Annotated in this window: 17 protein-coding genes and 2 tRNA genes; 11 read left to right on the forward strand and 8 right to left on the reverse strand. The window is 64.8% G+C overall.

What is annotated here, in order from left to right; genetic code table 11:
- Positions 1 to 40: 40 nt before the first annotated feature.
- Positions 41 to 1,018 (reverse strand): Bug family tripartite tricarboxylate transporter substrate binding protein, encoded by a 978-nt coding sequence (locus tag ABLE91_RS12975; RefSeq protein ID WP_348931259.1) that lies wholly within the window; start codon positions 1,016 to 1,018, stop codon positions 41 to 43.
- A gap of 406 nt (positions 1,019 to 1,424) precedes the next feature.
- Between ABLE91_RS12975 and ABLE91_RS12980 the strand changes: the two genes are divergently transcribed.
- Positions 1,425 to 2,810, forward strand: coding sequence for an MmgE/PrpD family protein (locus ABLE91_RS12980; protein WP_348931260.1), 1,386 nt, complete (start codon positions 1,425 to 1,427; stop codon positions 2,808 to 2,810).
- Positions 2,811 to 3,458: 648 nt separating this feature from the next.
- Positions 3,459 to 3,629, forward strand: coding sequence for a DUF3309 domain-containing protein (locus ABLE91_RS12985; RefSeq protein ID WP_348931261.1), 171 nt, complete (start codon positions 3,459 to 3,461; stop codon positions 3,627 to 3,629).
- Positions 3,630 to 3,708: 79 nt separating this feature from the next.
- Here ABLE91_RS12985 and ABLE91_RS12990 read toward each other — a convergent pair whose 3' ends face one another.
- From ABLE91_RS12990 to ABLE91_RS13005, 4 genes are all read right to left on the reverse strand, one after another.
- Positions 3,709 to 4,122 carry a hypothetical protein gene (locus ABLE91_RS12990; protein WP_348931262.1) on the reverse strand — a complete coding sequence of 138 codons (414 nt, stop codon included), beginning with the start codon at positions 4,120 to 4,122 and terminating at the stop codon, positions 3,709 to 3,711.
- 180 nt (positions 4,123 to 4,302) lie between these two features.
- Positions 4,303 to 4,377: transfer RNA gene (locus ABLE91_RS12995), tRNA-Asn, on the reverse strand.
- Between the two features lie 88 nt (positions 4,378 to 4,465).
- On the reverse strand, positions 4,466 to 6,292 hold the full coding sequence (locus ABLE91_RS13000; protein WP_348931263.1) for an ABC transporter ATP-binding protein: 1,827 nt from the start codon (positions 6,290 to 6,292) through the stop codon (positions 4,466 to 4,468).
- A gap of 119 nt (positions 6,293 to 6,411) precedes the next feature.
- Positions 6,412 to 6,485: transfer RNA gene (locus ABLE91_RS13005), tRNA-Cys, on the reverse strand.
- A gap of 226 nt (positions 6,486 to 6,711) precedes the next feature.
- On the opposite strand from ABLE91_RS13005, the gene ABLE91_RS13010 reads away from it, so the two are divergent.
- From ABLE91_RS13010 to ABLE91_RS13030, 5 genes are all read left to right on the forward strand, one after another.
- A complete protein-coding gene (locus ABLE91_RS13010; protein WP_348931264.1) occupies positions 6,712 to 7,275 on the forward strand; it encodes a hypothetical protein in 564 nt (187 codons plus the stop codon).
- A 148-nt stretch (positions 7,276 to 7,423) separates the two neighbouring features.
- Positions 7,424 to 8,095 carry a protein-L-isoaspartate O-methyltransferase family protein gene (locus ABLE91_RS13015; protein ID WP_348931265.1) on the forward strand — a complete coding sequence of 224 codons (672 nt, stop codon included), beginning with the start codon at positions 7,424 to 7,426 and terminating at the stop codon, positions 8,093 to 8,095.
- Positions 8,096 to 8,268: 173 nt separating this feature from the next.
- The gene (locus ABLE91_RS13020; RefSeq protein WP_348931266.1) at positions 8,269 to 9,663 is read left to right on the forward strand and encodes a TolC family outer membrane protein; all 1,395 of its coding nucleotides are present in this window, start codon (positions 8,269 to 8,271) and stop codon (positions 9,661 to 9,663) included.
- 134 nt (positions 9,664 to 9,797) lie between these two features.
- Positions 9,798 to 10,433, forward strand: a complete 636-nt coding sequence (locus ABLE91_RS13025) for a DUF2497 domain-containing protein (RefSeq protein ID WP_348931267.1) — start codon at positions 9,798 to 9,800, stop codon at positions 10,431 to 10,433.
- A 280-nt stretch (positions 10,434 to 10,713) separates the two neighbouring features.
- Entirely contained in the window at positions 10,714 to 13,497 is a 2,784-nt protein-coding gene (locus ABLE91_RS13030; protein ID WP_348931268.1) for a valine--tRNA ligase, read from the forward strand.
- 487 nt (positions 13,498 to 13,984) lie between these two features.
- On the opposite strand, the gene ABLE91_RS13035 is transcribed toward ABLE91_RS13030, so the two are convergent.
- Entirely contained in the window at positions 13,985 to 14,137 is a 153-nt protein-coding gene (locus ABLE91_RS13035; protein WP_348932084.1) for a hypothetical protein, read from the reverse strand.
- On the opposite strand from ABLE91_RS13035, the gene ABLE91_RS13040 reads away from it, so the two are divergent.
- Both ABLE91_RS13040 and ABLE91_RS13045 read left to right on the forward strand, forming a co-directional pair.
- Positions 14,069 to 14,890, forward strand: coding sequence for a tetratricopeptide repeat protein (locus ABLE91_RS13040; protein ID WP_348932043.1), 822 nt, complete (start codon positions 14,069 to 14,071; stop codon positions 14,888 to 14,890). The genes ABLE91_RS13035 and ABLE91_RS13040 overlap by 69 nt on opposite strands.
- A 229-nt stretch (positions 14,891 to 15,119) precedes the next feature.
- Entirely contained in the window at positions 15,120 to 15,830 is a 711-nt protein-coding gene (locus tag ABLE91_RS13045) for a L,D-transpeptidase family protein (protein WP_348931269.1), read from the forward strand.
- Positions 15,831 to 15,879: 49 nt separating this feature from the next.
- Here the strand turns inward: ABLE91_RS13045 and xth are convergent, their stop codons facing one another.
- On the reverse strand, positions 15,880 to 16,668 hold the full coding sequence (gene xth / locus ABLE91_RS13050) for an exodeoxyribonuclease III (protein WP_348931270.1): 789 nt from the start codon (positions 16,666 to 16,668) through the stop codon (positions 15,880 to 15,882).
- A 274-nt stretch (positions 16,669 to 16,942) separates the two neighbouring features.
- Between xth and ABLE91_RS13055 the strand changes: the two genes are divergently transcribed.
- Together ABLE91_RS13055 and ABLE91_RS13060 are read left to right on the forward strand one after the other, a co-directional pair.
- Positions 16,943 to 18,199 carry an MBOAT family O-acyltransferase gene (locus ABLE91_RS13055; protein WP_348931271.1) on the forward strand — a complete coding sequence of 419 codons (1,257 nt, stop codon included), beginning with the start codon at positions 16,943 to 16,945 and terminating at the stop codon, positions 18,197 to 18,199.
- A 3-nt stretch (positions 18,200 to 18,202) separates the two neighbouring features.
- A complete protein-coding gene (locus ABLE91_RS13060; protein WP_348931272.1) occupies positions 18,203 to 19,339 on the forward strand; it encodes an alginate O-acetyltransferase AlgX-related protein in 1,137 nt (378 codons plus the stop codon).
- A 145-nt stretch (positions 19,340 to 19,484) separates the two neighbouring features.
- Here the strand turns inward: ABLE91_RS13060 and erpA are convergent, their stop codons facing one another.
- Positions 19,485 to 19,826 (reverse strand): iron-sulfur cluster insertion protein ErpA, encoded by a 342-nt coding sequence (gene erpA / locus ABLE91_RS13065; RefSeq protein ID WP_510181943.1) that lies wholly within the window; start codon positions 19,824 to 19,826, stop codon positions 19,485 to 19,487.
- Between the last annotated feature and the right edge of the window lie 35 nt (positions 19,827 to 19,861).

The raw sequence follows: 19,861 nt of genomic DNA on the forward strand, positions 1-19,861 counted from the left end.
CATCGCAGCCTCCCCGCGAACGGTGGTGCTGGGAATTCCGCTATTCGACCTTGATGTTGGCCGCGCGGGCGATCTCTCCCATCTTCTTGATCTCGCTGCGGATGAAGGTACCGAACGCCTCTGGCGTGCTGCCAACCGCCTCGCAGCCGAGTTCCGTCAGGCGGGTCTTGATGGATTCATCCTTGAGGACTTTCACGATCTCCTGGTTCAGGTACGTCACGATCTGCGCGGGCACCTTGGCGGGCAGGACGATGCCGTACCATTCATAGATTTCCAGCTTCACGCCCTCTTCCGACATGGTTGGCACATCGGGGACCATGGAGGACCGCTCGGGCGTGGTTAGCGCGATCAGGCGCAGTTTGCCGGATTTGATGTGCGGCAGGGCCGCCGACAGCACCGTGAAATACAGCTTGGTCTCACCCGCAATGACGGAAACCAGCGCCGGGGCCGCGCCCTTATAGGCGACAGGCACGATGTCCGTGCCGGCAAGGTTGTTGAGCTGGGCGAGCGCCAGATGGGGCGGCGTTCCTATGCCCGCGGTCGCGGCATCTATCTTCCCGGGATTGGCTTTGGCGTATGCGATCAGCTCCCGAACTGAATTTGCCGGCACGGAAGGATGGACGACGAGGCCGTAGAGCCCCGTGGCTGCGAGAGTGACGGGCGTGAAGTCCGTGACCGGGTTGAACGGCAGCGAGGGGAAGACGGCGGGATTGATGGCGAGATTGCTTGTCGCCAGCCCCATTGTGTAACCGTCGGGAGGGGCCTTCGCGATGGCATCCAAGCCGATATTCGTGGCGGCTCCCGCCCGGTTGTCCACGACGACGGGCTTTTGAATGTTCTCGCTCAGCTTCTGGGCGATGATCCGTCCTACGGCGTCCGATCCGCCGCCGGGTGGAAAGCTGACGATGAGTTTTATGGCTCTTTCTGGAAATGATGTCTGGGCCGAACTGCTGGCAGGCATCCCTAAGACCGCCGCCTGACACAGGGCGGCGACCGTGAGGAAATTCCAGATCTTCATATGTCTCTCCCTACAGGATTCTTGTTTTTCAACCCGATCAAGCGAGCTGGTTGGGGCATCGGCGTCCATGGGCCTGGGAGCGTGTCGCCGCTGTCTTTCGCATTATGAAGATAGTTGCGACAGATTGGCAATGATACGTCGCGGCCTTGCCCCGAGGGGGGACGCTTCACGAATTTGCTTCCGCCGTAAACACAGCGGGGCAACGCGAGGGATGATGCTGGGCCGCGAGGCGTGGCAGCTGGGAGGCTGCGTATTTCTTATTGACGGTATCGTTTTCTCATAGATATAGATTCGTTGCTCGGAGATCGTGCGGGTTCAATCTGCGCATGCTCTGCTCGCCAATAAATGTGTTGGGCAAGTCTTCTGATAGAGTTGTTCTCAAAATTTAAGTGAAGCGCGGTTCAATATGAACAGACGTGCGCCAATTTCCCGGATCGTCGGCGAATTCGCCAGTGAGATTAAGCTCGGCGATATACCGGAAGCCATCCGGCACACAGCAAAGCTTCATATTCTCGATTCCCTTGGTGTTGGCCTTGTTTCGTCCCGGCTCGCCGCGAGCCGCAGCATGGTCGATGCTCTGGCCGATGGTTCGGCCGGAACCCATGGAATCATCGGATCGCACCACAAGGTTTCGTTGAGCGATGCCCTCCTGGCGAACGGGATGCTCATCAACGGAATTGAGTATGACGACACGTCCATAGAAGGGCGTGTGCATCCCAACGGCTATTGCACGCCGGTCGCCCTGTGGTGCGGGAATGAATGGGGTGTGGGAGGCCGGGATATCCTCGTGGCCTATATCGTCGGGATCGAGATCGCGATCCGGGTGGGCGCGGCGTCCAAAGGCACGTTTCAGCAACGCGGCGTCGACATTATCGGCCTGAGCGGCGCTTTCGGCGCCGCGGTCCTCGCCGGGCGTCTCCTTGGCCTCGATGGCGTCCAGATGAGCCATGCGCAGGGGATCGCGCACAGCATGGCCGCGGGCAGCCGCGAATTCACCCGCGAGCTTGCCACCACAAAAGCACTGCATCCGGCATGGGCCGGCGTTTGCGGTGTGACCGCGGCCCGCCTGGCGCGGAGCGGCATGATTGTCCCGAGTGAGCCTTATGAGGGGCTCTATGGCCTCTACCGGATCATGGCGGCGGAACGCTTCAGCCAATGCGACCTGAGCCTTCTGACCGAGGGGCTCGGCGAGACATGGCTATGCGGGCAGCTTGCGGTGAAGCCGCTCCCGGCCTGCTACTTTCTCATCCCCGCGATCGATGCGGCGATTGCGCTTAGAAACCAGTTTGCGCTGCCACTGGAAGAGATCCGGACGATCGAGGTTTTCCTGCCGCGCGCGGCCATCAACACAGTATGTGAGCCCGCCCCGCAGCGCCTGCGGCCGCAGCATTCCTATGCCGCGCAGTTCAGCATCTATTACAGCGTCGCCGCTGCCTTGGTGCGCGGCCGCTTCGGGCTGGAGGAGATCGAGGCCGAGGCTCTGGCTGACCCTGTCATTCTGGACCTCGCCGGGAAGGTCACTTACCGGGAGGACGAGACATCCACCTTCCCCGCCAACTACACGGCCACCCTGCACGTGGAGATGCGGGATGGGAGTGTCTACCGGCACGAAGAGCGAGAGCACCGCGGCGGCGCGGCGCGTCCCATGACCGAGGCTCAGATCATCGAGAAATTCATGGCGAACGCGATCGGAACTCTGACCGCGGAAAACCAGCAGCGCGTTCGCGACACGGTTCTTGGTCTTGAGTCTGCGGGCAGCGTTGTGCCTCTCCTCACAGCTCTCTCTCCCTAAACGGAGAGTTGCCTTCGCCAGGGCCGAAGTCGTGGCTTGGATCGAAGGCCGGACCGCCGCGCGCTGCACGCACATAGCGGCGTGCGCCCCTCAGCGCAGGCGCGCCCCAATCACGCTGGCACCCACGTCACAAAACCCCTCAGCGTCGATCTTTTCGAGCACGACGTCCGCCACATGATCTTCCGAGATAAGTCGTCGCGATTCAAAAGTGCGGCAGGCATCATGAAGCACGCTCCGAGCCGCCCTGGCTGATTTGTAGACCACAACTCGACGCTCCACCTTCGATGAATCTGACGACGGGGCGCGATAGCAGTCGATAAATATCATCCAATAGCCTCCCAGTTGCCGAGGAGGATAGCCAATTTCACGGACTATTACAAATTACTGCACCTTTTTACCGGCAGCGGGAACCCGCCGGCATTACTCTGGCGCCGGCATTTTTGATCTGTTCGACGGGGTTGGGTTCGGGCGGATTTGAGCACGGTTTTCAGCCTTGCTTCGCCCTCTGCCGGGAGGGACGAGAAGGTTCCGACATCACTCTTCGTTTTTCCGGCAAGAATCTGCGGGCAGGTCGCGCTGCAGAAAAGGAACAATGCCCTTCGCCCAGCATTGGTACCAAACTAGAGCTTAATGCTGGGAGATGCCGCTATGAGCCTTTTGCTGCTTTTGATCGTCCTTATCCTGCTTTTCGGTGGTGGCGGACTGTTCTACGGAGGCGGCCGCTACCGGAATCATGGGTTCGGTGTCGGTGGAATTCTCGTGATCCTTCTGATCGTGCTGCTGCTTACCGGCGGCTTTGGGCACGGGCCAATTCTCTAAGCGACCTCGACATTCGACCGTCCATAATTTGGACGGTCGAATGGTGCGTGCGCTGGCTCCGAGCTACGTCCAGCTTGACCTATCGCGGAGGCCGCCTGAGCGCCCGCCAGCCCAAATGTCCGAGCAGCAATACGGCCCAGACAGCCAGCAGGATCGCGCCGACTGGAAGGGTAACCAGCCCCAGCCAGCCCAGGACGCCCATCGTGTAGAGCAGGCCGCCAAGGTCAGCGCCCGCGATGAGGCATGGATGCACCCCGCCTTCATTTACGGTGCAGCCTGCCGCTGTCGCGACAAGGCTGACGAGGGCGACGGATATCACCGGGAAAAGGGCGAACAGAGCGATGCAGAGCAGGGAGAGGCTGTAGGCACGAATCACGTTGTCTGCCTCGTCGCTTATCGGGCTGGCGCAGCTCGCTGCCGTCGACGTGGTTATCAATGCGCTTGCGACGTAGGCCTCGATGCAGATGCCAAGGCCAAAGGAAGCGGGGAGCACCGGAGACGGGAATGAGGTGCCTGACCCGGCCTGAGGCCATCTGAGGCCGGTGCTATCGCTTCCAGTCCGGCAGGCCATCCAACGGACACGCCAGCGAGCGCGTCGTTTGTGAGCGAAGTCATGAATGCTGGATGCGCCAAACCTGAGAGCTCAAGGGTTTTATGGCTTGGCGTATGTAGGTGGCTCCCCGGGCCGGATTCGAACCAGCGACCAACCGGTTAACAGCCGGTTGCTCTACCACTGAGCTACCGGGGAACAGGCGCTCGTCAGCAAGGCGCGCCATATAGCAACCGGGGGGCGGCTTGTGAAGCCGGCTGGGCAAGAAATCTCGCCCTGTCCCCACTCAGGCGCTCAGCAGAGCCGGCGCCGCATCGCTTTCCCCGTCCTTCGCTTCGTGGGCGAACTGCATCTGGTAGAAGGTGTAGTAACGTCCGCGCCGGGCCATCAGCTCTTCGTGGCGGCCCACTTCCACCACCTTGCCGCCATCCACAACGCAGATCTTGTCGGCGCGCACCACGGTCTGGAGCCGGTGGGCGATGACGATGGTGGTGCGGCGGCTCTGGAGGTCCACCAGCGCCTTCTGAACTTCCGCTTCCGATTCGCTGTCCAGGGCCGCTGTGGCCTCGTCCAGCAGCAGGATGGGGGCGTTCTTCAGGAAGGCGCGGCTGATGGCGATGCGCTGGCGCTGCCCGCCGGAGAGCTGCACGCCGTGCTCGCCCACGGGCGTGTCGTAGCCCTGGTCGAACGACATGATGAAGTCGTGCGCATGGGCGGCCTTGGCAGCGGCGATGATCTCCTCCTCGCTCGCGCCCTGGCGCCCGAAGGCGATGTTCTCGCGCACCGTGCCCGAGAACAGGAACACGTCCTGGCTCACCAGCGCCGAAGCGCTGCGAACCGAGGGAAGGGAGTATTGCATGACGTCATGGCCGTCGATGCGGATGGTGCCGTCCTGCGGCGTGTAGAAGCGCTCGATGAGGTTGATGATGGTGGTCTTGCCGCCGCCGGAGCTGCCCACCAGGGCCGTGGTCTGGCCGGGCTCGGCGACGAAGTTGACACCGCGCAGCACGGGCTCGCCCGGGCGATAGCCGAAGACCACCTCGTCGAACTCGATGCGGGCCCGGTCCACGGGAAGGGCAGGGCGGCCCTCCTGCTCGACCTCGGGCGCATCGCCATCCAGGAGCTCGAACAGCATGTTCGCGCCCACCATCATGGCGGCGAGGTCCACGTGGAAGCGGGCAAGGCGCTTGGCGGGCTCATAGGCGAGCAGCAGGGCCGTGAGGACCGAGAAGAACTCGCCGGGGGTGCGGTTCAGCACCACCACGTTGTAGCCCGCATAGAGTATGACGCCGGCGATGGCGAGGCCGCCGAGGGTCTCCATGAGGGGGCTGGATTTGGCCTGCGTCTTCGCGAGGTTGTTCGCGGCCCGCTCCACGTCGTCCACATAGGTGAAGACGTGATTGCTGATGACCGGCTCCAGCGTATAGGCCTTCACCGTGCGCACGCCCTGGATGAATTCCATGACGATGGCATTCAGCTTCACCATGGAGCCGAACTCGCGCTTGAAGATGTTCTTCGCCTTCTTGATCAGCTTGCGCGTGCCGAGCACGGCGATCGGCATCACCACGGCGGAGATGATGGCGAGGAACGGGTCCTGGATGATCGCCACCGTCGCGAGCGCGAGCAGAGAGAGGACATCGCGGCCCATGGAGGTGATGACGAGGTTCAGCGCGTCGCGCGCCGAGCCGGCGCCGGCCGAGAAGCGCATGGTGATGTCGGCGGTGTGGTTGGCCGCGTAATAGCGCACGTCCTTGCCCAGGAGGCGCTGGAAGATGCGCTTCTGGTTGTCGGCGACGATACGGTTGCCGACCCGCGCCATGGTCACGGTCTGGGCATAGGCCGAGAAGCCCTTGGTCATGGACAGGACCATCATGATGATCGCCACGGCCCAGACGGCTTCCGCAGTGGGGGTCACGAAGATCGAATCGACCGCGTCCTTCATGAGATAGGCCATGCCACCCGTGGCGGCGGCCATGAGCGCCATGAAGAAGAAAGCGATGGCGTAGCCCTTCCAGTGCGTCAGCCCGTCCGAGACGAACAGGCGGTAGACGACGCGCGTGCTCTCGTCTTTCAGGAGGGCGGCGCGCACGCGCTCAAGCGGGGCAAAGCTCATCTGGATCTCCGGTTCGAGCCTTTGGGCATCCGCCCGGCGCCGCATCTTTTGGCGGCTGCGCGAAACGATGCTCGGGAGCGGGGCAGGCAAACTTCCATCGGCTCGGGCGCCCGCCGCGCTGGAGGCCACGCCCGGAATCGAACCGGGGTGCACGGATTTGCAGTCCGCTGCGTAACCACTCCGCCACGTGGCCTCATGGGCGCGGTTGTTAAAGCAGGACAATGGTTTGTGCAAGCCGCCGGGCTATGTTGTTCACTGCGTTTCAGAATTCGACGCGCCGCCGGTTTTGGAATCAGGCTCTCGCCGCGCGGATCTGCGATGGGCCAAATTGTGCCAACCCGCATGACTTGAGACCGTAACAGGCTGCGATTAGGCCAACGCATCGCCCGTTCAGGGCGATGCCTCAGGAGAGACCCATCATGAACATGCGCACTCTGATCGCCGCCGGCGTCGTGGCGTGCCTGCCGACGCTCGCTCTCGCCGCAGACCCGATTCTCGCCGTCGGCTTCGTGGAAAAGGCCGTGATCAAGGCGAAGGTGTCCGCCATCGATGCGAACACCCGCACCATCACGCTGGTCGGTCCGCAGGGCAATTGGCTGGCGGTGAAGGCCGGCCCGGAAATGCAGAATTTCGGCCAGATCAAGGTGGGTGACACGGTCACCGCCGGCATGGAGCAGGCCACCGAGATCAGCGTCGTCCACCCCAATGACGGTACCCCGGTGCCTGCCGACGTGAAGACCCTCGACACCGCCCCGACCGGCGCGAAGCCCGGCATGATCGTGACCGATCGCCGCGAGATCGCCGCCACCATCACCAAGATCGCCGCGGACACCCGCACCGTGACCCTCCAGGGCCCGGCCGGAAACTCCGTCGACATCAAGGTCCCCGCCGAGCAGGACGGCTTCAAGAAGCTCAGCGTGGGCGACCATGTGATCTTCCGCCAGATCACGGTCGCTGGCATCGGCGACACCGGCAAGAACTGAGATAAAGCTTCCGGGCGGGAGGCGCGCCTGCGTCTCCCGCCCCTTGGACCGGCCAGTCCCCGCTTTGGGGGCTCGCGCTTGCAAATGGCTCTACGCTGTGGCTCATCACGGGGAAGGGCTCAACGCAGACATAGCCGGAGGGGCTGCGATGATCGATTTTGCCGAGTTGCGTCGTGGAATGGTGGACGGTCAGGTCCGCACCAATGACGTGACCGACCCACGGATCGTCGACGCCATGCTGGAGATTCCGCGCGAGCGATTCGTGCCGGAGCATCTGCGGACGCTCGCTTATATCGATGACGACCTCGTCATCCGCCCGCCGTCCAACGGCACGCCGGCACGCTATCTGCTGGAGCCGATGATTCTGGCCAAGCTCGTCCAGCTCGCCGATGTGCAGGCGGACGATCTGGTTCTCGATGTGGGCGCGGGCACCGGCTATTCGGCGGCCGTTCTCGGTCGGCTGAGCGGCCAGGTGGTCAGCGTGGACGACGATGCGGAGCTGGTGGCTGCCGCGAACGCGACGCTGGCGGACCTTGGCATTTCCAATACCGCGACCTTCCAGGGCGCGCTCACCGCCGGCTGGGCGCCCGAGGCGCCTTATGATGTCATCTTCGTCAACGGCTCGGTGGATGTCGTCCCCCCGGCGCTCCTTGCGCAGCTGAAGGATGGCGGGCGACTCATCGCAGTGGTGGGCCGGGGCGGCGCTGGCCGTGCGGCAGTCTTCACCAAAGTGGGTACGTCCATCAGCGAGCGGGTGGTCTTCAATGCCGCCGTGCCGCCGCTTCCCGGCTTCGAAGCCCCGCCGCGCTTTACTTTCTGAGTCGGCAGTTAGGGTTAACACGACCTGTGGCGTATCTGCCGCGGTCCGTCAGAAAAGCATCGGGAAGCTTGCCGGTCTGTTCCATAGGGTGAAGCGGGTGGCTATGTTGCGAGTCGCACATGCTGAGCTGGGCGGACCAGTATGTTTTTGTAGTGTGGGTCGGGGAGAGGTACATGTCCCTTTCGGCGCGGGTTCGCCGACGCATTAGCGTTCTGGCTTCGATTGCCTTCGCGTCGGCTGTCGCCGTGCCTTCGGGCGTTTCGGCACAATCACTCGATGCGGCACTTGCAGCGGCGTACATTAATAATCCAAGCTTGAATTCACAGCGCGCCGGCACGCGCGCCGTCGACGAGAACGTCTCCCAGGCACTGTCCGGCTATCGGCCGAACGTGTCTGCCGGCGCCAGCGTCGGCTCGCAGTATTCGCGCTATTCGGCGGCAGGGCAGAGCTCGAACGGGACACTCAATCCCCGCCAGTTCAACCTCACCGTCACGCAGACCATCTTCAACGGCTTTCTTACCGCCAACACGACCCGGCAGGCCGAGTCGCAGGTAAAGGGTTCCCGCGAAACCCTGCGCAACACCGAGCAGACCGTCCTCCTGAATGGCGTCACGGCCTATATGGACGTGATCCAGGGCATCGCGCTCCTGGAACTGCAGCAGCAGAACCTTGCTGCCCTCCAGCAGGAATTGCGCGCGACCCGCGACCGCTTCAATGTGGGCGAGGTGACGCGCACCGACGTGGCCCAGGCCGAGGCGCGCGTCGCTTCCGCGCAGTACCAGGTGGCCCAGGCGGTCGCGAATCTCAGCTCCTATCGCGCTGTCTACCGGCAGGTGATCGGCCTTGATCCCGGCAAGCTGACGCCGCCTTCGCCGGCGGTGGAGCGCCGGATCCCCTCGACGCTGGATTCGGTCATCAATGCGGGTCTTCATCAGCACCCCGCGGTCATGGCCTCGCAATATGCGGTGGACGCCTCTAACTTCCAGGTGCGCATGGCGGAGAGCAATCTCGCCCCGAACCTGAACGTGCAGGGCCAGCTCCAGCAGAGCTATGACCAGTCCGGCACCATCGATTCCCAGGCCGGCGCCAGTGTCATGCTGAACCTGACGGTGCCGATCTATCAGGGCGGCGCGGAATATTCCGCGATCCGGCAGGCCAAGGAATTCCTCAGCCAGGCCCGCATCGAAGTGGATGTGAACCGTGACCAGGTGCGCACCCAGGCGGTGCAGTACTGGGGCTCGCTCGAAGCCGCGAAGGCGCAGATCGAGGCCGCCCAGTCCCAGGTGGCGGCCAATACCCTCGCGCTCGAAGGTGTTCGTGAGGAATGGCGTGTCGGCCAACGCACCACGACCGACGTGCTGAACGCGCAGACCGACCTCACCAATTCGAAGTCGGCCCTGGTGGTTGCCCAGCGCGACCGTGTGGTGGCGGCCTATTCGCTGATCTCCATCATCGGCAAGCTGGACGCCATCTCGCTCGCCCTGAAGGTGCCGGTCTACGACCCCAAGGTGCACTACATGCAGGTGCGCGACAGCTGGGTCGGGGTGCGTACGCCTGACGGAAAGTAGTGACTTTCTCCGTCACGGGCTTTTGCGGCCGGTTCCGGCGATGCCATACTTGAAAAATAGGTGCGATTCTGGCGTCCCTGATCAATCGTAGCTTGCCGCGCGGTTTGAAGGACGTCTTCGGCCGAGGTCGAGAGATGTCCGCGAGCGCAAAGCCCAACGAAACCTCCATGGACGAGATCCTCGCTTCGATTCGCAGGATTATCGCAGACGACGAGCCGCTGCCGCGCCGCCAGCCGGAGCGGCCGGCGGACGCGCCGGTGCACCGGCCGGCGGCTGAGGCGGCGCGTCCGACCGGTAGCCTTGCCGGCCAAGCTCCCGTGCGCGAACATCGTTTCGCGGCCGCCCCTGCCACTGACGCGGCGGACCTGATGGAGGGCGAGGAAATGCCGGACTATCCGTACCAGGGTGCAGCGCCCGGCCAGCCGGCCCCGCGCCGTCCGGAGCCGGCACGCGAGCAGGCCACCGCGCCGCGCCCTGCGCCTGCGCGTCCCGCCGAGCCGCCCCGGAGCGCCGAGCCCGCCCCCAGCCGGCCCCATGGCGAGAACGGCCGCCGCAAGGAGCTGCTGTCGCCGGACGTGGACGCTGCCGTGACCGCCGCCTTCGAATCCCTGGGCGATGTGGTGCTGCCGGCGCACGAGCGCACGGTGGAGGATCTCGTAAAGGAGATCCTGCGTCCCATGCTCAAGACCTGGCTGGACGACAATCTTCCCCGCATCGTCGAGCGTCTGGTACGCCAGGAAATCGAGCGGATCTCGCGCACCAGCCGGTGAAGCAGCCTTCACCACGCGGCAAACAGCATCCCCGCCACAAGGTCGTCTTCCCTGGGCTCGAGCCGGGGATCTGTTGGGCGTCCTGGCGCGTCCATCCTGTGGGAGATGGCCGGTTCAAGGTCGGCCATGACGGCGTGCCGAGGGTTGATCGGCTCCTTTCCCGCCCCGCGATTGACCGCGCAATCCCCTCCGCCCGTTGACGGCGGGGCCGCCGTGCGGCTTTAACGCGGCTCACGTTTCTCACCTCTGGGAGGGCAGGACCCTCGGCGGAGCATTATCCATGCTTGATAAGGTGTTCGAACCCGCGGCCGTCGAGGCGCGCATCTCCGCCGCCTGGGAGCAGGCGGAGGCTTTCCGCTGCGGGCGGCCCGAGCGCAAGGATGCGCCGGGCTTTTCCATCGTCATCCCGCCGCCGAACGTCACCGGCTCGCTCCATATGGGCCACGCGCTCAACAACACGCTCCAGGACGTGCTGGCGCGGTTCGAGCGCATGCGGGGCAAGGACGTGCTCTGGCAGCCGGGCATGGACCATGCCGGCATCGCCACCCAGATGGTGGTGGAGCGCCAGCTCTTGGAGCGGCAGGAGCCCGGCCGGCGCGACATGGGCCGCGCGGCCTTCGTCGAGCGCGTCTGGGCGTGGAAGGAAGAATCCGGCGGGATGATCGTCGACCAGCTGAAGCGCCTCGGCGCTTCCTGCGACTGGTCGCGCGAGCGCTTCACCATGGATGAGGGCCTCTCCCGCGCCGTGCTGAAGGTGTTCGTCCAGCTCTATCGCGACGGGCTCATCTACAAAGACAAGCGTCTCGTGAACTGGGACCCCAAGCTCCTCACCGCTATCTCGGACCTGGAGGTCCAGCCCACCGAGGTGAAGGGCAATCTCTGGCACCTGCGCTATCCCGTGGAGGGGGAGCCCGGCCGCTTCATCGTCGTCGCCACCACGCGCCCGGAGACCATGCTGGGCGATACGGCCGTGGCCGTGCACCCCGACGACGAGCGCTATGCGGACCTCGTGGGCAAGCACGCGATCCTGCCGCTGCTCGGCCGGCGCATCCCCATCGTGGCGGATGAGTATTCCGACCCGGAGAAGGGCTCGGGCGCGGTGAAGATCACCCCCGCTCACGACTTCAACGATTTCGAGGTGGGCCGCCGGCATCATCTGCCCATGATCAACGTGCTGGACGCCGAGGCCCGCATCGACCCCACCGGCATTCGCGACGACCATGCCAGCCGCCGCGACGCCTATGTGGACGATCCGGACTTCGGCGGCGTGCTCTCGCACCTGAAGGGCATGGATCGCTTCGCCGCCCGCAAGCACATCGTCGAGCTGCTCACGAACCTGGAGCTGCTCGAGACCATCGAGCCCAACACCCACATGGTTCCCCACGGCGACCGCTCGGGCGTCGTCATCGAGCCGTGGCTGACCGACCAGTGGTACGTGGACGCCAAGACCCTGGCGCAGCCGGCGCTCGCCGCCGTGCGCGAGGGGCGCACCAATTTCGTCCCGAAGAATTGGGAGAAGACCTATTTCGAGTGGCTGGAGAACATCCAGCCCTGGTGCGTCTCGCGCCAGCTCTGGTGGGGCCACCAGATCCCCGCCTGGTACGACCCGTTCGGCAACGTGTTCGTGGCGAACGATGAAGACGAAGCCTTCGAGGAAGCGCTCGCCCACAATGTCGGCAACGAATCCCTGTCCGCCGACGAGGCGCAGGAACTCATCGACGACGCGGATAAGCGCGCCGCCTTCCTCACCCGCGACGAGGACGTGCTGGACACGTGGTTCTCCTCCGCCCTCTGGCCGTTCTCCACGCTCGGCTGGCCGGACGAGACGCCGGAGCTTGCGAAATTCTATCCCACCTCGGTCCTAGTGACGGGCTTCGACATCATCTTCTTCTGGGTCGCCCGGATGATGATGTTCGGCCTCCACTTCATGCCCGACGTGCCGTTCAAGGACGTCTACATCCACGCCCTCGTCCGGGACGAGAAGGGCGCGAAGATGTCGAAGTCCAAGGGCAACGTCATCAACCCGCTGGACCTCGTGGACCAGTACGGGGCCGATGCCTTGCGCTTCACGCTGGCCGCCATGGCGGCCCAGGGACGGGATATCAAGCTCGCCACCTCCCGCGTCGAGGGCTACCGGAACTTCGCCACCAAGCTCTGGAACGCGGTTCGCTTCGCCCAGATGAACGGCTGCGAGCGCGTCGAAGGCTTCGATCCGGCCAAGGTGGACGGCACGCTCAACCGCTGGATCATTGGCGAGGCGGCCCGCGCGAGCGCCGAGGTGACTGGCGCCATCGAGGCCTATCGCTTCAATGATGCGGCGGGCGCGGTCTACCGCTTCCTGTGGAACGTGTTCTGCGACTGGCACCTGGAGCTGGCGAAGCCCGTACTCTCCGGCGCCGACGGTGCGGCGAAGGACGAGACCCGCGCCACCACCGCCTTCGTGCTGGACGTGGCGCTGAAGCTGCTCCACCCGTTCATGCCCTTCCTCACCGAGGAATTGTGGGCGCGCACCGGCGAGGTCGGCCCGGCCCGCGAGGGTCTGCTGGTCCTGTCCTCCTGGCCCAACCTCTCCGGACTGGAGGCGCCGGATGCCGAGGCCGAGGTGGGCTGGGTGGTGGACCTCATCACCGAAATCCGCTCCGTGCGCGCCGAGATGAACGTGCCGGCGGGCGCGCAGGTGCCGCTGGTTCTGGTGGATGCCTCTGCCGACACCAAAGCGCGGGCCGCGGCCTGGGACGACGCGCTGCGCCGCCTGGCGCGGATCTCCGCAGTGACGCTCTCCGACACCGCCCCCGGCGAATCCGTGCAGATGGTGGTGCGTGGCGAGGTGGCTGCCTTGCCGCTGGCCGGCGTCGTGGACCTCGCCGCCGAGCTTGTCCGCCTGCGCAAGGAGGAGGGGAAGCTCGACCAGGAGGTGGCCCGCATCGACGGCAAGCTCTCCAACGAATCCTTCGTCGCCCGCGCGCCGGAGGAGGTGGTGGAGGCCGAGCGGGAGAAGCGGGACGAGTATGTGGCGCGCAAGGAGAAGGTGCGCACCGCCATCCAGCAGCTCTCGGGCGCCTGACCCCACGGGCCATCGGCTCCATTGCATCGCGTGAAATAAGGCCGAGCTTCAGCCCGGCCGACGCGGGCGCCTGCCACGCTTCCGCCACAGGCGGGGCGGCGCCTTCGGGATCCGGAGGACGGCCGACCCCGCGCCACCGGGCCGTGTGGAGGTCCCCCGATGCCTGTGGCTGTGTCAGCCGGGCAACACTCCTTTTCTTTCAATGGCTCAGGGGAACGAACACCCCCCACACGCCGCGATCCCGCCACAAAACGACACGAGACGAGATGTGTGGGGTGCAGCGGATTGCGTATCCGGGACGTGTGTCCGGCCGCTGCACTCGGGGTGATCCTCGATGGGTGGGCGCAGGACCGAAGGCAGGTCTCGGATGCACGGCTGGCGCCAAGGAGAAACCTTGGCTCGGCCTTGCGGCAGCCGCGATCTTGCCCGCAGGGGATGGCATCGTCAGTCAATCATGTTCGTCACGCCGCGCTCCCTAAATTCCGGTTCAGAGGCCGGGTTCCTCCTCCCGCACCGCGCGGGCGTTGAGGGATTCGGAGCCGGCCTGAAGCTTGCTGCCCTGGCCGTTTTCCTGGGTCTTGGCCTGTGCGTTCCGGCGGCCGCCTTTGATGGCAGCGCCCAGCCCGCTGACGAGAACCACGGCCCGCCTCTGACCCCGCCCGCCAATGTTCCGCTAGCGCCGCCCATGCGGCCGGTGGACGAGGCGTTCCGCTCGGGCACCCAGGCGCTACGCTCCGGCCAGACGGCCAAGGGCGTCGATGCGCTGCGCTATGCGGCGGACCAGGGCCATCCCGCCGCGCAATGGAAGCTCGGCCGCATGTATGCGGACGGCGACGGCGTGAAGCGCGACGATATCAAGGCATTCGAATATTTCAGCCGCATCGCCAACACCCATGCCGAGGATTATCCCGGCACGGCGCAGGCGCGCTTCGTCGCCAGCGCCTTCGTGGCGCTCGGCGGCTATTATCTCGCCGGCATTCCCAATTCCAACGTGCGGCGCGACCCGTCCCGGGCGCGCGACATGTATTCCTACGCCGCCTCTTACTTCGGCGATCCGGACGCGCAGTTCCGCCTCGCCAAGCTCTATCTCGACGGCGCCGGCCTCCAGCGCGATCCGCGCCAGGCAGCGCGCTGGCTGTTCCTCTCGGCGCAGAAGGGGCAGTACGAGGCACAGGCGCTTCTCGGCCACATGCTGTTCCGTGGCGATGACGGCATCAACCGCCAGCCGGCCCGCGGCCTCATGTGGCTGACCCTCGCCCGCGATTCTGCCGCCGGCCCCGGCGACAAATGGGTGGTGGACCTCTACGAGGACGCCTTCTCCGACGCGAGCCCCGACGAGCGGGCGGCGGCGCTTCAGTACCTCGAACAATGGCTGAAGACGTCGCAGCGGTGAGGCCGCTTGGTGGTGGGAAGTTTGAAAGTTTCGGTTTGGGAAGGGAGCCGTTCTGGTCGAAGCCAGCGTGCGTGGTCGTTGCCGGCTCGGTACACGGCAAGCCGCGCACAGCGAAAGCCAGAGCTTGCCAGTCGAGCCGCGTGACGGCAATGTCCGCCCAGAAAAACGCTCAGCGGGTCTATGCCGGAGCATTGTCTCGTCGGGCAGCAGGACAGGGGAAGTCCAAGTCATGATCATGGACGGTGGAAATGCCGATGTCGGCAAGATGAACGAGACTGCTCAGGTCCGGCACCGGACGGGGCTTCTCAGCCGCCGATCGTTTCTCGCCGGCTCGGCCGTCAGTCTCGGCGCCCTGGGGCTGGCCGGTTGCTCAACCACCGACTACATGAGCATCGCCGAGGCGCAGAAGGTCTACGGGCCGGTGCCCACCGAGAAATTCCCGATCCCGGCGGTCGATGTCGCCAAGGTCAATCCGAAATATTTCCGCGCCACCGTTCCCTACGAGACCAAGGAAACGGTCGGCACGATCATCGTCGATCCCAGCAATTACTACGTCTACCGCGTCGAAGAGGACGGGAAGGCCACCCGCTATGGGGCCAATGTCGGCCGCGACGGCTTCCGGTGGAGCGGTGACGCTTATGTCGGGCGCAAGGGCGAATGGGCGGTCTGGACGCCGCCCAAGGAGATGATCAAACGCCAGCCCGAGGCGGCCAAATGGGCCAACGGCATGCCGGGCGGCCTCGAAAACCCGCTCGGCGCCCGCACGCTGTATCTCTACCAGAACGGTTCTTACACGCTCTACACGATCTATGCTTCGAGCGACCCCGAGTCGATCGGCTCAGGCATCACGAGCGGCTGTGTCGGCCTGCTCAGCCAGGACATGATCGACCTGTACGACCGCACGCCGGTCAAGACGAAGGTGGTCGTCCTGCCGGCATAGGCAACGGTCAGCCCTCAATCCAGGCGGCCGCCGGTCCAGGCAACAGTCCCTAAGCGGCGATCGCCAGATCCGCCCAGACCGGCACATGGTCCGACGGCTTTTCCCAGCTGCGCACATGCTTGTCGATGCCGGCGGCGATCAGCTTGTCGGCCGCCTGGGGCGAGAGGAGAAGGTGGTCGATGCGGATGCCGAGATCCCGCTGCCAGGCGCCGGCCTGATAGTCCCAGAAGCTGTAGAGCTTCTCCGAATCCGAGGTAGCGCGCACCGCATCGGTGAGCCCGAGATGCACGAGGTCGCGGAAGGCCTCGCGCGTCGGCGGCAGATAGAGCGCATCATTGACCCAGGCTGAAGGGTCCGCCGCGTCGGCGGGCGTGGGGATCACGTTGAAGTCCCCCGCCAGCACGAAGGCCTCCTCCAGTTCCAGCCGCATGGCCGCCAGTGCGCGCAGCCGCGCCATGAAGCCGAGCTTGTAGGGATATTTCTCGGTGTCCGGTGGGTTGCCGTTGGGCAGATACAGGCAGCAGATGCGCACCGCCATGCCCTTGGCCGAGACCACCGCCTCAATGAAGCGCGACTGCACGTCCATGTCATCGCCGGGAAGGCCTGTTGTCACGTCCTCCAGCGGAAGCTTGGAGAGCAGGGCGACGCCGTTGAAGCCCTTCTGGCCATGGACGGCCACATTGTAGCCCAGCCCCTCGAACGCCTCGCGCGGGAACGCCTCGTCCTGGCACTTGATCTCCTGGAGGCAGACCACGTCCGGCTGCGCCTCCTTCAACCAGGCCACCGCATGGTCGAGCCGCTGGCGGATGGAGTTCACGTTCCAGGTGGCGATACGCATGGGGAGGCTCCGGTTTCGGGCGGAGGATAGTGCCGTCGGCGGCCCACGCAAAGGGTCCCGAGGCTTGCCGAATGGGGAAAAGGGTGGCATTGCAGCGCGTTTCCCATCGGATGCCCGCGCCGGAATGACCTTCGCTTCGATTCAGTTCCTGTTTTACTTTCTTCCGTTGTTTCTTCTGTTGTATTTCTCAACGAAGAACATCAGGTACAAAAATGTCATATTTGTTATATTCTCACTGATTTTCTATTCAGGCGGATATACGTGGCATCTGTTTTTGCTTCTGGGTTCTGTTGCCGTCAATTACCGGCTCGCGCTCGCGCTAGATGCGCGTGAGGGCGCGGAGCGCCGGAAAATCCTGATCTACGGCGTGGTGTTCAACATCGCCTTGCTGGGCGTGTTCAAATACACGGCCTTCATCCTGGAGAATCTCGACGCGCTGCTGGAGCCGTTCGATATCGTCGTTCCTATCCCGCGCATTTCCCTGCCGCTGGGCATCTCCTTTTATTCCTTCCACGCCATCTCCTATATCGCGGACATCTATAAGGGCCGCGTGCGCGCGAACCGCGACCCGCTCCAGTTCACGCTCTACATGACCATGTTCCCCCAGCTCGTGGCCGGGCCCATCGTGCGGTACTCGACGGTGGCCCGTCAGCTCGGCGAGCGGCGGACCACATGGGGGCGGTTCTCAGCCGGGGCGCGGCTGTTCGCCATCGGGCTCGCCTGGAAGGTGCTCATCGCGGACGAGGTGGCCCCGCTGGTGATGGCGGTGTTCGACGGCACCTCCAACCCGACGCTGCTGGAATCCTGGCTCGGCGTTTATGCCTATGCGATCCAGATCTATTTCGACTTTGGCGGCTATTCCGCCATGGCGGTGGGCCTCGGCGTCATGGTCGGGTTCACGCTGCCGCGGAACTTCCGCATCCCCTACGCCTCGCTGAGCATCACGGATTTCTGGCGGCGCTGGCATATGAGCCTGTCGTCCTGGCTACGGGACTATGTCTACATCACCCTCGGCGGCAACCGGCTTGGCGCCTCGCGCACCTATCTGAACCTCTGGGCGGTGTTCCTGCTGTGCGGCCTCTGGCACGGGGCGAGCTGGAACTTCGTGATCTGGGGCGCCCATCACGGCGCCTTCCTGGTGATCGAGCGCATGGGCCTGCGGCGCTGGCTGGACCGGGCGCCGGCGGGCGTGGCGCATCTCTATACGCTGCTGGTGGTGTTCTTCGGCTGGGTGTGGTTCCGCGCCGAGACCTTCGGCGGCGCCATCGGCATGTTCCAGGGGATGCTGGGCTTCAACGGGCTCGGCCGCCCGAGCTTCCCGCTGGAATTCGGGTTATATCCGCTGTCCGTTCTGGCTTTGGTGGTGGGCGGCATCATCGGCCTGTGGAAATGGCCGCGCCTGCGCGCCATGCCGATCCTTCGGCCGGTGGTGGCCGTGTTCGACTATGGGATGGTGGCCGCATTGATGGTGCTGTGCATCATCTGGGTGGGCGGGGGGCCTGCGACACCCTTCCTCTATTACCGGTTCTGAGCCATGCCGCTGCTGCTGCGATATCGCCGCTATATGGGCCTGCTGGTGATGGGGATCATCGGCGCGCTGCTACTGAGCAATCTCATCCCCGACCCCTCCGGCCGCTACATCTGGCGCGGCGGACAGAAGGGGCCGGACGCCCTCTGGATCGAGCGAGCGCACGGCCAGCTCCAAAGGCTCGCCTTCTATCTCCAGGACAATTTCGGCTTCCGCGCCAGCCTTCCCCTGGTGCGCACCGCCATCCGCGACTGGGCCAACTCGCCCGAGAACGGGCTGATCTATGTGGGCCGTTACGGGCAATTGCTGTGGGCGGGCCAGAATGCGGCCGCCCAGTCCGCCGGCTCCCTGCTGCGCAAGGAGGCGGTGGAGCGGTTCGCGGCGCTCATGATGGCGCTGCAGCGGGAATTGGCGCCCGAGGGCACCAAGGTGGTGGTGGCGCTGCCCCCCAATGCGCAGTCCGTGGACCTGGAGCAGCTGCCCGAATGGCAGGACCGCTTCCCGGCCCAGACCACCGAATATTCCATGCTGCTGGATGAGCTGAAGGTCCGCGGCGTCACCGCAGTGGACCTGCGGGCGGTGCTGCGGGCCTCGCCCGATTCCCGGCGTTATCTCGCCAACGACACACACTGGACCAATCTCAGCTCCGTGCTCTCCTTCAACGCCATTATGCGGGCGGCGGGCCACCCCGACTGGCAGGTGAACGTGTCCGAGGTGGTTGGGCCGCGCGGGCCTTACATATTGGGCGACCTGGCACGCACTTTGCGGCGCAGCCCGCCACTTCCCGACACCAACCAGTCGCTGCGGCTGAAGGAGGCGGGCCTGCCGTCACCCTTCGTCTTCTATGGCCGGCACGAGGCCAAGGCGTTCAACGGCCACGGCGTGCGCTATGCCGACCATGGGCCGCGCGTGCTGATCATCGGGGATTCCTACACCCTCAACACCTGGGTGCGGCTGTTCGCCTATACGCCCGTGGCCGAGGCGGCCTGGATGCACATCAGCAAGACCACCTATGGCAGCTGCGATTTCGATTTCGCTGATGTGAAGCGGTTCAAGCCCGACCTTCTGATCGTGGCACGGGCCGAGCGCGTGTTTCCGTGCCTCAACGGCGCGTGGCCCGACCATCTGCCCTCGCCAGATTAGGCGGTCCGAGCCTTTCCGCTCGTCATACCCGGGCTTGACCCGGGTATCCACGTTTCTCCGTGAAGCGCGGACCTGACTAAGCCGCACGGATGGCCGGGACAAGCCCGGCCATCACGGTGGTTATCTAAGGCGAGGAACGCTCAACCTAGAGCGCGAAGCTGGTCCCGCACCCGCAGGACGCCACCGCGTGGGGGTTGTCGATCTTGAAGGACGCACCGATAAGGTCGTCCACGAAATCGATGCGCGAGCCGGAAAGGTAATCCATCGACACCTTGTCGACGACGATGGTGGCACCTTCCTTCTCGATCACGAGATCGTCGCCGTCGCGCTCGCGGGTCACATCGAAGCGGTATTGGAAGCCGGAGCAGCCGCCGCCCTCCACGCTCACCCGCAGCACGCTCTCAGGGGCTTCCCCGGAGAGAATCTCGCTGATGCGGCGCGCCGCAGTGTCGGTGACGATAACGGTGGGTTCGAGTGCGGCATCCACGGCGGGCATCCCGGAATTCGGCGGTTGATCCTTCA

Source organism: Aquabacter albus (assembly GCF_040049275.1).
GTDB lineage: Bacteria > Pseudomonadota > Alphaproteobacteria > Rhizobiales > Xanthobacteraceae > Aquabacter.